This is a genomic window from Escherichia sp. 20412-1 (assembly GCF_003027595.1).
Taxonomy (GTDB): Bacteria; Pseudomonadota; Gammaproteobacteria; order Enterobacterales; family Enterobacteriaceae; genus Escherichia; species Escherichia marmotae.
Map to the genome: position 1 here is coordinate 13,777 of NZ_PYQM01000046.1, position 13,626 is coordinate 27,402.

General features: G+C 49.7%; 14 protein-coding genes and 1 pseudogene. 4 read left to right on the forward strand and 11 right to left on the reverse strand.

Annotation, left to right across the window (positions count from 1 at the left end; translation table 11 throughout):
* The first annotated feature begins 6 nt into the window (after positions 1-6).
* The 3 genes from C7B16_RS20715 (at position 7) to C7B16_RS20725 (ending at position 2,991) form a co-directional block, all read left to right on the forward strand.
* Positions 7-738 carry a molecular chaperone gene (locus C7B16_RS20715; protein ID WP_001515994.1) on the forward strand — a complete coding sequence of 244 codons (732 nt, stop codon included), beginning with the start codon at positions 7-9 and terminating at the stop codon, positions 736-738.
* On the forward strand, positions 735-1,796 hold the full coding sequence (locus tag C7B16_RS20720; protein WP_001272413.1) for a fimbrial protein: 1,062 nt from the start codon (positions 735-737) through the stop codon (positions 1,794-1,796). The genes C7B16_RS20715 and C7B16_RS20720 overlap by 4 nt, the downstream gene beginning before the upstream one ends.
* Before the next feature lie 148 nt (positions 1,797-1,944).
* Positions 1,945-2,991 (forward strand): AbrB family transcriptional regulator, encoded by a 1,047-nt coding sequence (locus tag C7B16_RS20725; protein WP_107180084.1) that lies wholly within the window; start codon positions 1,945-1,947, stop codon positions 2,989-2,991.
* Here the strand turns inward: C7B16_RS20725 and nei are convergent.
* Genes nei through ybgI form a run of 5 tightly spaced genes read right to left on the reverse strand, consistent with a single transcriptional unit; the run spans position 2,988 to position 6,887 of the window.
* A complete protein-coding gene (nei, locus tag C7B16_RS20730) occupies positions 2,988-3,779 on the reverse strand; it encodes an endonuclease VIII (protein WP_107180085.1) in 792 nt (263 codons plus the stop codon). The two genes, C7B16_RS20725 and nei, sit on opposite strands and share 4 nt — an antisense overlap.
* 35 nt (positions 3,780-3,814) lie before the next feature.
* Entirely contained in the window at positions 3,815-4,549 is a 735-nt protein-coding gene (gene pxpA / locus C7B16_RS20735; protein ID WP_107180086.1) for a 5-oxoprolinase subunit PxpA, read from the reverse strand.
* On the reverse strand, positions 4,539-5,471 hold the full coding sequence (pxpC, locus tag C7B16_RS20740; protein ID WP_001515990.1) for a 5-oxoprolinase subunit PxpC: 933 nt from the start codon (positions 5,469-5,471) through the stop codon (positions 4,539-4,541). Before pxpC ends, pxpA begins: the two co-directional genes overlap by 11 nt.
* Positions 5,465-6,121 (reverse strand): 5-oxoprolinase subunit PxpB, encoded by a 657-nt coding sequence (gene pxpB, locus C7B16_RS20745; RefSeq protein ID WP_001188383.1) that lies wholly within the window; start codon positions 6,119-6,121, stop codon positions 5,465-5,467. Before pxpB ends, pxpC begins: the two co-directional genes overlap by 7 nt.
* 22 nt (positions 6,122-6,143) lie before the next feature.
* On the reverse strand, positions 6,144-6,887 hold the full coding sequence (gene ybgI / locus C7B16_RS20750; RefSeq protein ID WP_000798885.1) for a radiation resistance protein YbgI: 744 nt from the start codon (positions 6,885-6,887) through the stop codon (positions 6,144-6,146).
* Positions 6,888-7,157: 270 nt separating this feature from the next.
* On the opposite strand from ybgI, the gene dtpD reads away from it, so the two are divergent.
* Positions 7,158-8,639 (forward strand): dipeptide permease DtpD, encoded by a 1,482-nt coding sequence (dtpD, locus tag C7B16_RS20755; protein ID WP_001032669.1) that lies wholly within the window; start codon positions 7,158-7,160, stop codon positions 8,637-8,639.
* Positions 8,640-8,787: 148 nt separating this feature from the next.
* Here dtpD and phrB read toward each other — a convergent pair whose 3' ends face one another.
* The 6 genes and pseudogenes from phrB to C7B16_RS20785 form a co-directional block, all read right to left on the reverse strand.
* Positions 8,788-10,206 (reverse strand): deoxyribodipyrimidine photo-lyase, encoded by a 1,419-nt coding sequence (gene phrB, locus C7B16_RS20760; protein WP_107180087.1) that lies wholly within the window; start codon positions 10,204-10,206, stop codon positions 8,788-8,790.
* Positions 10,203-10,712 (reverse strand): YbgA family protein, encoded by a 510-nt coding sequence (locus C7B16_RS20765; RefSeq protein WP_107180088.1) that lies wholly within the window; start codon positions 10,710-10,712, stop codon positions 10,203-10,205. The genes phrB and C7B16_RS20765 overlap by 4 nt, the downstream gene beginning before the upstream one ends.
* Before the next feature lie 158 nt (positions 10,713-10,870).
* Positions 10,871-11,164 (reverse strand): hypothetical protein, encoded by a 294-nt coding sequence (locus C7B16_RS20770; protein WP_016248474.1) that lies wholly within the window; start codon positions 11,162-11,164, stop codon positions 10,871-10,873.
* Between the two features lie 123 nt (positions 11,165-11,287).
* A pseudogene (locus C7B16_RS20775) lies at positions 11,288-12,424 on the reverse strand (ISAs1 family transposase).
* A 262-nt stretch (positions 12,425-12,686) separates the two neighbouring features.
* Complete coding sequence (locus tag C7B16_RS20780) at positions 12,687-13,046, reverse strand: Imm8 family immunity protein (protein ID WP_001241528.1); 360 nt, start codon at positions 13,044-13,046, stop codon at positions 12,687-12,689.
* Positions 13,047-13,049: 3 nt separating this feature from the next.
* Positions 13,050-13,626 (reverse strand): RHS repeat-associated core domain-containing protein (locus C7B16_RS20785; RefSeq protein ID WP_143192616.1); only part of this gene is annotated, 577 nt, incomplete at its 5' end.

The window sequence follows — 13,626 nt, forward strand, 5'->3', positions numbered from 1 at the left end:
AAGCGAATGACATTTATTAAAGGACTGCCACTGATTCTGTTAACCGTCAGCCTGGGTAGCTACGCTGCAGTGCAACCTGATCGCACACGCATTGTGTTTAACGCCAATGATAAAGCCACCAGCCTGCGAATAGAAAACCAGAGTGACAAACTGCCTTATCTTGCTTATTCCTGGATAGAAAATGAAAAAGGGGAGAAAAGCGACGATCTTCTGGTCGCCCTGCCACCGATTCAACGTCTGGAACCGAAAGCAACATCGCAAGTGCGGATTGTAAAACAAGCATCAACTCCAAAATTGCCCGGCGATCGCGAAACGCTGTTCTACTATAACATGCGCGAAATTCCTCCAGCCCCGGATAAAAGCAGCGATCATGCGGTACTTCAGATCGCTATCCAAAGTCGTATCAAATTGTTCTGGCGACCTGCAACGTTACGCAAGAAAACAGGTGAACATGTAGAGCTGCAGTTACAGGTTAGCCAACAGAGCAACCAACTGACACTGAAAAATCCTACCGCCTATTATCTGACTATCGCCTACCTGGGGCAAAATGAAAAAGGGGTACTCCCCGGTTTCAAAACCACTATGGTCGCACCTTTCGGCTCGGTAACCACTCATACGGGAAGCTATAACGGCAGTCAATTTTACCTCGGCTACATGGATGATTACGGCGCATTGCGAATGACCACCCTGGACTGTAACGGGCCGTGTCGTTTACAGCCAGTGGAGGCGAAGAAATGAGTGCTGGCAAAGGATTATTACTTGTTATTTGTCTGCTATTTCTGCCGCTGAGGTCTGCGCTGGCGCTGGACTGTTATTTTGGTGCATCGGGTGGTCAGGTAGAAAAATCAGAAAATATTCAGCCGTTTGCTGTACCGGGTAATGCCAAACCCGGCGATAAAATCTGGGAGTCTGATGATATTAGAATTCCCGTCTATTGCGACAACAATACTAACGGCAACTTTGAGAGTGAGCATGTTTTTGCTTGGGTAAACCCGTACCCAGGCGTGCAGGACCCCTATTATCAATTAGGCGTAACCTATGAAGGTGTGGACTATGACGCCAGTCTGGGGCAAAGCCGCATCGACACGAATCAGTGTATCGATAGTAAGAAAATTGATATTTACACCCCGGAACAGATCATTGCGATGGGCTGGCAAAACAAACTTTGCTCCGGTGAGCCGACAAATATTCATAAATCACGGACTTTTATTGCACGTATGCGACTTTACGTCAAAGTCCGCACCATGCCGCCTCATGATTATCAAAGTACTCTCAGCGACTACATCGTGGTGCAATTTGATGGCGCGGGCAGTGTTAACGAAGATCCCACCGCCAGAAACCTGAAATATCATATTATCGGTCTGGAAAACATTCGCGTGCTGGATTGCAGCGTGAATTTTTCTATTACCCCAGCCAATCAGGTGATTGATTTCGGTAAATTTAATGTGCTGGATATCCGGCGGCATAACATGACAAAAACGTTCGGTATTAAAACGACCAAATCACAAAATGATCAATGCACCGACGGATTTAAGGTTAGCTCCTCGTTTTATACAGAAGAAACGTTAGTTGAAGACGATAAAGCATTACTCATTGGCAACGGACTTAAGCTGCGGTTACTGGATGAAAACGACTCGCCCTACACCTTCAACAAATACAGCGAGTATGCCGATTTCACCAGTGACATGTTGATCTACGAAAAAAACTATACGGCTGAACTTTCGTCCACGCCAGGCACTCCCATCGAGGCTGGGCCATTCGACACGGTGGTGCTTTTTAAAATTAACTACAACTGATGAGACTAATGCCCTTTGCCAGTACAGGGCATCTTATTCAGATAATTGCTGATTTTCCCCTTTTCCTTGATTGCCGTTATTTTTTCCAGGTCCGGCTTTCTTTATGCTGTATCGATACACCAAAGATAAAATAACGAGGATACGAAGGATGCCAGTCTTGCAGTGGGGAATGTTATGTGTGTTGTCACTTCTCCTTTCTATTGGCTTCCTCGCGGTACATCTCCCGGCGGCGCTATTGCTCGGACCGATGCTCGCCGGGATCATCTTCAGTATGCGCGGAGTGACCCTGCAACTCCCCCGCTCCGCTTTTCTCGCCGCGCAAGCCATTCTTGGCTGCATGATTGCGCAAAACCTCACCGGTTCTATTCTCACCACTCTGACCGTTAACTGGCCGATTGTGTTAACTATTTTGCTGGTAACGTTGCTTTCCAGCGCCATCGTGGGCTGGTTATTGGTGCGCTATAGCTCACTGCCCGGAAATACCGGTGCCTGGGGCTCCTCGCCTGGTGGTGCGGCGGCAATGGTTGCTATGGCACAAGATTACGGCGCAGATATTCGCCTGGTGGCGTTTATGCAGTATCTGCGAGTTCTGTTTGTCGCGGGCGCGGCGGTTCTGGTAGCGCGAATGATGCTGGGCGATAACGCTGAAGCGATGAATCAGCAAATAGTCTGGTTCCCGCCCGTCAGCATAAATCTCCTGTTTACCGTCTTGCTCGCGGTCATTGCTGGCACGGCGGGATGCCTGTTGCGTCTTCCTTCCGGCACGATGCTCATCCCGATGCTGGCGGGTGCGGTGCTCCAGTCTGGCGAGTTCATCACGATTGAGTTACCGGAATGGCTGCTGGCGATAGCATATATGGCGATTGGCTGGCGGATTGGGCTGGGTTTCGATAAGCAAATCTTACTGCGGGCATTACGCCCACTGCCGCAAATCCTGTTGTCGATTTTTGCACTGCTGGCTATTTGTGCCGGTATGGCGTGGGGGCTGACCCGGTTTATGCTTATTGATTTTATGACCGCCTACCTCGCCACCAGCCCTGGCGGGCTTGATACGGTAGCGGTCATCGCCGCAGGGAGCAATGCCGATATGGCGCTCATCATGGCGATGCAAACCCTGCGCCTGTTCAGTATTTTGCTGACGGGACCAGCCATTGCGCGGTTTATTTCAACCTATGCGCCGAAACGTTCTGCCTAGTGCTGGCAGCCAGGGCACCAGTAAAACGGGCGCGAAGATAGCGTGGTTTTCTCAATGATGCAGCCACACCGTTCGCACTTCTCACCATCACGATGAAAAACCTTAAAGCTGAACAGCGCCCCGTGATGTTTATTCTCATCAACCTGACCACGCGTTTTGTACGAGAGGCGCGGGATATCCAGTAGCGCGTGCGACAGCGCATCCAGTTGTGTCGCGTTAAGTTCTTTCGCTTTATGATTTCCGGTCAACCCAACCTGCCAAAGGATCTCCACCCGCAGATAGTTGCCCAGCCCCGCCAGAAACGCCTGATCGAGCAGTAATCCGGCAAACTGACGGTTACGAAAGCGCAGCGACAATAACCGTTCTTTCACCCCTTCCGGCGTCAGATTCGGGTCGAGCACATCGGGGCCGACCCGTTGTAAGAACGGATGCGTAGTCAATTGTTCCGGCGTCAACATCTCAATATCCGAGGCGCTATAAAGCAGAATGGTTTTGTCGGCCGTTTGCAGTTTTACCCGCAACACCCGCGTGGTCTGCGGCTCTTCGCCGGTATCAACCACTCGCCAGACACCGTAGAGTTGGTTATGGCTATAAAGCGTTAACCCGCCGGAAAAATGGGTCAGCAACGCTTTTCCGCGCGTTTCCACATGGGTGACGTGTTGACCAATAAGTTGTGATTGATAAGTTTTTAACTGCGGGAAGGCAAACCAGACATCGGTCAGTGGTTTGCCTTTGATCGCCGCCTCCAGGTTATCCGCTGCACGGCGGATCTCCGGGCCTTCAGGCATGGTGATTTCCTTTTTTCGTTCTTTATTCAACGGGATTATGCTGCAACCATAATCCCTTTTTCGGCAAATGCAGATCGTAGCCGGCGGGCGAATGCCAGTGCATGCTCACCGTCGCCATGCAAACAGACTGTCTGTACTGTTACCGTCGCCCATTCGCCAGTGATACTCTTCACTCTGCCGTGTTGCACCATCTCCAGCGTTTGCCCCAACGCCTGTTCTTCATCTTCAATCAACGCGCCTGGCTGGCTTCGCGACACCAGCGAGCCGTCAGCCTGATATCCACGATCGGCAAACACTTCCTCACGCGTTGTCAGGCCATATCGCTTGCCTGCACGAATCAGTTCGCTTCCTGCCAGTCCAACGAGAATCAATGCCGGATCGCAAGCGTAAACCGCTCTGGCGATGGCGTCTGCCAGTTGTGCGTCTCTCGCCGCCTGGTTGTACAGCATGCCATGGGGTTTGACGTGACACATCACACCACCTTCACCACGGGCAATCGCCGCCAGCGCGCCAATCTGATACAACGTCTGGGCGTAAACCGTTTCCGGCGGCAGTTGCATGGCGCTGCGTCCAAAGTTTTCCCTGTCGGGGAAACTCGGGTGCGCGCCAATCGCTACACTATTTTTTATTGCTTCACGCACGCAAGCCTGCATAGTTTGCGCGTCGCCTGCATGAAATCCACAGGCAATATTGACTGAGGAAACCAGCGTTAATAGCTCAGCGTCACTGGCGCAGCCTTCACCCAGATCGGCGTTCAGGTCAATTTTCATTGTGCAGCCGCCACGCTAATTGTTCGAAATAACGTTGCTGATCCTGCCGCGCTTTTAGTGCCTCTTCCAGTGAACACTGGACAAAATGAATCGGCTGTCCGAGTGGAATTTGCGCCAGATGGTACATATCGGCCTCAATGATACAGGCAATGCGCGGATAACCGCCGGTCGTCTGTGCATCATTCATCAACACAATCGGCTGACCGTTATGCGGCACCTGCACCACGCCCGGCAGCAAGCCGTGAGATAACAACTCGCGGGATGTATTACGCTTTAAGATTTGCCCCTGTAAGCGATAGCCCATCCGGTTACTTTGCGGGCTAAGCTGCCAGGGCGAACGCCAGAATGCATCCTGCGAGGCGCGATCGAACTCATGGTATTCCGGCCCCGGTAAGGCGCGAATCCGGTTACCCCACAGCAACTGTTTAACGCCTTGCGCTTCCATAAAATCACGCTTCGCTTTGCCGATGGGGAGTCGGTCTCCATCCTTCAGTAAGCGCCCTTCCAGCCCGCCAATCCCTACTTTGAGATCGGTACTGCATGATCCCATCACTGGCGGAACATCAATACCGCCCGCCACGGCCAGATAGCTGCGTACACCATGTTGTGGGCGTTTAAGCGTTAAACGCTGACCTGCTTTCATCGGCAAACGCCAGCCCGTCCAGACGGCGTTATCATCCAACCGAGCTTCGCAACCCGCGCCTGTCAGGGCAAACCAGCCGTCGCGTTCAAATTCAACCGTTAACTGACCGAGCGTGATTTCCAGTGCCGGAGCGTTAGCATCATTACCCACCAGCAGGTTAGCAATGCGCAGCGCAGGCAAATCCAGCGCTCCACAGTGGCTGATACCCGACTGGCGAAAGCCGTGACGACCGCCATCCTGAACAGTGGTGTACATCCCCGCGCGAATAATCTTCAGCATACTCCCTCCTTCTGCGGCACAAAGCGCACGCTGTCTCCAGGACGTAATAAGATAGGCTCGTCACGGGTCGGGTCAAACAAACTGAGCGAGGTATGACCAATCAACTGCCAACCGCCCGGCGTTGCCACCGGATAAACACCCGTTTGCGATCCACCGATCCCGACAGACCCCGCCGGAACAAGCAAGCGCGGTTCTGCGCGTCGTGGCGTGTTTAGTTGTTCCGGCAAACTCCCGAGATACGGGAAGCCCGGTTGAAAACCTAAAAACCAGACCACGTATTCCACGGAGGAGTGCAATTCAACAACCTGTTTTTCGCTCAACCCACAATGCGCCGCAACCACCGACAAATCCGGCCCGCCTGCGCCACCATAAACCACCGGGATTTCGATAAAGCGTGACTCTGGCTCCAGTGCCTCACTCTCCTCCCACCAGCGTTGCAAACGCTCTATAGCATCCAGCGCCAGCGACTCCGGATTACGTAAAATCACCGTGATATTGTTCATGCCGGGAATGGCTTCAACCACATTCGGCATATCCACCAGACGCTGGGCCAGTCGCCAGATACGTTTCTGGCTTGCCAACGTCACTGGCGGCTCCAGCTCCAGCACTACCGCCGTTTCGCCTAACAGATAACAACGCGCTCGTTGCACTTTCGATCCCTCTGATTATTCGTTATGCAGGATTAGGAATATCAATAAAGGTCACATCAAGATCGGTATTTTCATTCAACCACTCGCTTAACGCGCGAATACCACCGCGTTCAGTAGCATGGTGCCCCGCAGCATAAAAATGCAATCCCTGCTCGCGGGCAGAATGAATGGTTTGTTCAGAAACTTCGCCAGTAATAAAAGCATCCACGCCAAAACGCGCGGCGCTATCGATAAAACTTTGCCCGCCCCCCGTGCACCAGGCGACGCGCTGTACCACCTCCGGGCCGTTGTCGCCACACCACAACGGCTTGCGTCCCAGACGCGCTTCAATCCACGAGGCAAGTTCCAGCCCCGGCACCGGCATCGTCAGTTCACCCCACGGCACAAGTGGTTCGATCTCACCCATTACCGTAATCCCCAGCAATGCCGCTAACTGCGCGTTATTGCCCAGTTCCGGATGCGCATCCAACGGCAGATGCCAGCCATACAGGTTGATGTCATTCGCCAGCAAGGTTTTCAAACGGTTACGCTTCATGCCGCGAATCACCGGCGATTCGCCTTTCCAGAAGTAGCCGTGATGCACGATCACCGCATCAGCCTCAAGACGCACAGCTTCATCGAGCAGCGCCTGGCTGGCGGTGACGCCGGTAACAATTTTTTGCACCGTCTCCTGGCCTTCCACTTGCAAGCCATTCGGCGCGTAATCACTTATCGCCGCGCTGTTCAGTTTCTCGTTAATCAGTTGTTCCAGTTCGGTGTTTTTCATCTTCGCGCCTTCTGTATTCTGATAGCTACACCGTTAACATAGCGTTACCTCGCCTGTTCGTCGATAGCCAATCTTTTGACATATTAAGAAACAAACACACCGCCAAAAGACGCAAATTGTTTATCTCGCCACGCCATAGTTCATGTATATTTATGCAAACAGACAGCATATTGCATAAATAATCAGATCTGTTTCAAGGTTTTAACTTTAAAGAAACACACGCACGCCACGCAACTATTACGTGGTGTCGCATCCAACCGCGGAATTATTATGAATAAACACGCATCACAGCCGCGCGCTATCTACTACGTTGTCGCGCTACAAATCTGGGAATATTTTAGCTTCTACGGCATGCGTGCCCTGCTGATTCTCTATCTCACCAACCAACTGAAATACAACGATACTCACGCTTACGCGTTATTCAGCGCCTACTGTTCGCTGGTGTATGTCACGCCGATCCTTGGCGGTTTCCTCGCGGATAAGGTTCTCGGCAACCGCATGGCAGTGATGTTGGGGGCGTTGTTGATGGCGATCGGGCATCTGGTGCTGGGTGCCAGCGAAATCCACCCGACATTCCTTTATCTCTCGCTGGCGATTATCGTCTGCGGCTATGGTCTGTTTAAATCTAACGTCAGTTGCCTGCTAGGTGAACTCTACGAGCCAACCGATCCACGTCGTGATGGCGGTTTCTCGCTGATGTATGCGGCGGGTAACGTGGGTTCTATTATCGCACCTATCGCCTGCGGTTATGCCCAGCAAGAGTACAGTTGGGCAATGGGCTTTGGCCTGGCTGCGGTTGGGATGATCGCCGGGCTGGTTATCTTCTTATGTGGCAATCGTCATTTCGCTCATACCCGCGGCGTTAACAAAGAGGTGCTGTGTGCGAAAAACGTTCTCCTGCCAAACTGGGGATGGCTGCTGGTTCTGCTGGTCGCAACGCCTGCACTGATTACCGTATTGTTCTGGAAAGAGTGGTCGGTTTACGCCTTAATTGTCGCCACTATCATTGGTCTTGGCGTGCTGGCAAAAATTTATCGCAAAGCAGAAAACCAGAAACAGCGTAAAGAGCTGGGGCTGATTGTCACTCTTACCTTCTTCAGCATGTTGTTCTGGGCCTTTGCACAGCAGGGCGGCAGTTCAATCAGCCTTTATATCGACCGTTTCGTTAACCGCGATATTTTTGGTTACACCGTTCCGACCGCCATGTTCCAGTCGATTAATGCCTTTGCCGTGATGCTGTGCGGTGTGTTCCTGGCGTGGGTCGTAAAAGAGAGTGTCGCGGGTAATCGTACCGTGCGCATCTGGGGGAAATTTGCACTTGGCCTCGGCCTGATGAGTGCCGGATTCTGCATTCTGGCCTTAAGTGCCCGCTGGTCTGCAATGTATGGTCACTCTTCTCTGCCACTGATGGTGCTGGGGCTGGCGGTGATGGGCTTTGCCGAACTGTTTATCGACCCGGTTGCCATGTCGCAAATTACACGCATTGAAATCCCCGGCGTGACCGGTGTATTAACCGGCATTTATATGCTGCTTTCTGGTGCGATTGCCAACTATCTGGCGGGGGTCATTGCCGATCAGACATCGCAAGCTTCGTTTGATGCTTCCGGGGCGATCAACTACTCCATCAATGCATATATTGAAGTGTTCGATCAAATCACCTGGGGTGCGCTGGCTTGTGTGGGGCTGGTACTGATGATTTGGCTGTACCAGGCGCTTAAGTTCAGAAACCGTGCGCTGGCGCTGGAGTCTTAATAAGTCAACACCGATGCCTGATGCGACGCTGATGCGTCTTATCAGGCCTGGATTCCCCCTGCAATATATTGATTTTGCACTATTTAGTAGGCCGGATAAGGCGTTCACGCCGCATCCGGCATCCGGGCACGATTGCCTGACGCGTCTGTTATTTCCACTTCCTCGCAGCCTCATACGCTGCCAACGTTCGTACTCTCGCTTCTTTGTGATCAACAATCGGTTGCGGATAATCCAGCCTCACGCCTGCTTTCTCCGCCCATTTCCACGGCTCATGCACCAATTTCCCCGGCACATCGCGCAGTTCCGGTAACCACTGGCGGATAAACTCACCTTCGCGGTCAAATTTCTCGCCCTGAGTTGTCGGGTTAAAGATACGGAAATACGGCGCGGCATCAGTTCCGGTAGAAGCCGCCCATTGCCAGCCGCCGTTATTGGCAGCCAAATCACCATCAATCAGTTGCGACATAAAATATCGCTCGCCTTCGCGCCAGTCGATCAACAAATCTTTCACCAGAAAACTGGCAGTAATCATCCGCAGACGGTTATGCATCCAGCCAGTGCCATTAAGCTGGCGCATGGCAGCATCAACAATCGGATAGCCGGTCTTGCCTTCCTGCCAGGCCTTTAAATGCGCGGGGTTACTCTGCCACTGGACGCGATCGGTCCAGGCAATAAACGGGCGATGTTTACACAGCGAGGGGTGATACGTCATCAGATGGCGGTAGAACTCGCGCCAGATCAGCTCATTAAGCCAGATGCTACCTGCCCCGCCCTCCAGCGCCTGCGGTTGCTCTGCCAGCAGGCGATGCAAACACTGACGAGGCGATAATACTCCCGTGGCCAGGCTGGCGGACAAACGGCTGGTGCCTTCCACTGCCGGAAAATTTCTTTGTTGCTCATACTCTCCGGCACCGCTCTGGCAAAACTGGCGTAATTGTGCAATCGCCGTTTTTTCTTCCACCGGAAAATGCGCTGTGTCGAAAGACTGACGGGGATAATTCAGCGTAATGGATGACGGGGGCGCTATCGATCCGCTACTACGAACTTTTGGTGCAGCGACGCACTCCGGTATCCCTTCCCGCAGCCGTTTCAGCCAGGCATTTTTAAACGGAGTAAAAACTTTGTACATCTCATGATTGCCGGTCATCACCGCGCCCGGTGGCAGGATCACGCTGTCGTCAAATCCTTCACACACCACGTTATGCAACGTTTTCTCAACCAGGGCATCCCGCGCTCGCTCGTTCACCTCGTACTGATAGTTATAAAACAGATGGGTTACGCGGTTTTCCTCACACACCTGTTTAACCATTTCAACGCTGGCGGCAAAATCATCCACTTCATGAAACAACAAGGGAATGCCTTTTTCCGCCAGCATGATTTGCAGTGTATTAAGTTGAGCATTGATAAATTCAGCCTGACGCGGCGACATATTATGCGTCGCCCACTGACGAGGTGTAGCAATATACAGCGCCAGCACGCGTGCAGACGGATTGCGACAGGCAGCCGCCAGCGCCAGATTATCGTGCAGACGTAAATCCTGGCGGAACCAGACCAGATGGGTGGTCATAAAACTCCTGCATAGCGCAAGTTAAAAATACGCGGCCAAAGTTCGAAATAACGCTGCCCTGAAAGCCAGGCGTTAGGATAAAGCGCCATATAGTGTTTGATACGCATCAGCGGCGCAAGAAGAGGCTGCTCGCCACGGCGATAACTGTCGATAAGCGCAGCCAGTTGCTGGCGTTCTGTAGAATCAAGGTACGGGCGAAAATAACCCTGAACGTGCATCAAAACGTTGGTGTGATCGCGCGGGTTGGCGGGGTGAGAAAGCAAAACAATTACGCGTTGGCGATATTCGTTGTAATAGTCATCCAGATTTTGCCACCGGTGAATATCAGCCACAAACGAGCCAAGTTTGCGGTACTCAGGCTGGGAATGAGCCAGAAAGACGAGTTTATAGCGGCTGTGATAATCGAGAAGCGCCCCGCGCGTTAAGCCTCGCTCTTTGAGATTGTGTAACGCATGCAAAGCAAAAATGCGGATAAGGGGGCTGTCATCTAATAGTTGGTGATCCATTACTGCTCCTGAACGGTTTACAGGAGTAAGTGTAGACGATGGGAAATGAGATTTGTGGAGTTAATCTTGTTGTAGGAATGTGTGATGGGGCGTTTAGTGTGCTAAACGAGAATTAAATAATAAAAAGCCGGGAAGATTTAATTTTCCTCCCAGCTTTTTTAAAGTTTATTTATAGCTTGGTTAATTTCAAATAATAATGAGACAATATCTTTCGCAGAGCCATTATAAATGGGAATATCCCAATCAAAATCTTTTATTAAACAAATATAAAACTTCCCATTTATATCAAAAGATGGTCGCCACCCAACATCCAAAAGATACCCACCTGGATATTCAACCTGGAGCATATCTTCCTTAAGTTCATCTCGCTGTTCATTAAGAGGGATACTTTGCTTCAGGGAAAAGTCATTAAAAACAACATTCCCTTTTTTTCCTAAGAAATCAATGTTCATGGTGTTGTTAGCCTTCGGAATTCATCGAGTGATATGGGATGCCCATGTATTTTCCCATCGCTAAGTTCAACTCGAACCCATTGAGATTCTTTACCCTCACTGGCCCCAATAACCAGGGCAAGATTACGAAAGTCCGCTCCCCGCAAGGACTGACGCCAGATAGTTTCTGTCCATGGCTGCTTTTCGCATCTTACGTCTTAACCCTGCCTTGAATACCTTATCATTCGTCAAAATATTAATAGCGATGTGCCGTATCCCTGAAAATAATTCTGCTGCATTTCCTCTTCTTATTTTGCAGTCGTCTTCATTCATTACCACGTCCAGACGCCAGTGCAGCTTATTCTCCACGTGCCAGTGATTTCGGATCGCTGTGGCGAACTTCTCTGCGGTTAAATCAGCAGAACTGATATAATATCTGACCGTCATTTCTGGCTCTTTCTTTTGCTCTGCTATTATTGACCGAAAGGAGACTGCCACGCATAATTTCTTCAGCCCTCTCTATTCAAACGTGAAATAAATAAGTTCATCAGGGACATCGCAAACAATGTGAAGACGGATTTCTTCTCTGCCGTGACTCTTTTCACTAATTGCGTAACTGTCATGCTCTGGATTATTTAATTCTTTCAGTGGAAATTTTTCCTCAAAGGCTTTATTAAGCCGCCCCTGATTTCCTTTTACAGCGAATAAATAATCACCTCCCTGTTTTTGTATCTTCTCTGCAATATCTTTCTGGCACCCCATCGCATCAGTTGTGATAATTTTTCCTTTAATATCCAACATGTTAAGAAGTTCAGGAATAGCTGTGATCTCATTGGATTTCTCATCCGTCTTGATCTGTCCGATGACCAGCCTGTGCATTGTTGAGAACGCACTAATGACATGAATCGCTCCCTTGCGGCGACTCTTGTCATAAGAGTGCCGGAGCGTTTTTCCATCAATTGCGATAACGTCTTTATCATCTGAAGAATGGCAGTCACGCATCCAGTTAATAAAGCACTCATGAAATTTTACAGGACTGATACAGGATACAACTCTGGCAATAGTATCGTGAACAGGAATACCATTTTCAAATTCACCATATTGCTTCAAAAAATCGAGATGTGTATCCCCGAAATCCTCTATATCTTCCCAACCTTCTGCACCAGAAATAACGGCACAAATAGTCAACAGTAGAATATCAGATAATTTATGTTCCACTTTCCAGGCTTGTCTGTAATCGGGGATAATAGAAATATGTTCCATCAATTTTTTAAGTTCCATTTTGTTCTCCTAAATTATGTAAGGAGTATTTGATCATGTATAAGCAATGAAAAACAGCTTTAGGTAATAAGGAATATCTCAATTATTGAACATTTAGTGCGAATTATTTAGTATAAAAAAGCTGCGTTACGTGATCTTTCCCTGCCCACCCGCCAGTCCTATCGGGTCAGGATAAATATTTTAACCTATCTTCAGATAGTAGTTCCTACGCCGTTTATGAATAGAAAAAATCCTAACATCTTTACTAAAAAATGAACAAACATCAGTTGTGTTTATAATTATCATACTCCCAATCAAAATAACGTCTAAGATACTCTACACATTGAAGCCATGTATCTCCCTCACAAGAAGAAACTATACATTCAAGCCATTTCCATAACTCAGAGAAATTATATTCATCCATAATAACCAAAGGTCTTTCTGCAATAATACCTTCATTAGCTGAAATATTTTTTAGACCTTGTGGTGTTGCCACTCTTATTGTAAACCCATCAGATTTTTTAGTTCCTTTTTCACCAATTTCAAGATAAATAAACTCTGCTATGGTTTTACGATCCACTGGTTCCCATACACGTAAATTTACGCCATCAGCAACACATGCGAATTTAATAACTAATCTCATATTCTATTCCACATGCACATGTACGTTTGATACCCGCTGAGTATCCCACCAGTTGTCATTTACATTTCTTCGTTCGTGGAAATTCGCCTGCTTACCTGTTTTTGCATAATCAGAACTTTTCGGGGTAGGACTTCTATACATCCGTTTTCCATCAGCAGAAATGTACCATAGTTCTCCCTTTTTACCTCGTACTACTGAATACCCTTCACCAACAAACTCTTTACCTAAACGGTTAGCCTCTCTTCGACTAAGTGTCATTTTGAGACCAGCATTTCCAGGAGCTTTCACCGCATCGTCTATTTTCCGAAGTTTATTTCTCCAGCACCCAGCCAATAGACCGAGTGGATCGATCCATGACAACGGATTCGGTGCATACTGATAAAGATTAATCCCCCCCGCCAGCCCTATCGGATCCGTTACTATGAACCGCCCGACATCCGGATCATAGTACCTGTGCAGATTGTAGTGCAGCCCCGTTTCCCTGTCGAGGTACTGTCCCTGGTAACGCAGGTTCTGTTCCACCCTGCCGTGGTCCTTCTCCTGTATCGTGTTACCCCAGACCTGATACCCCGTCTCCCAC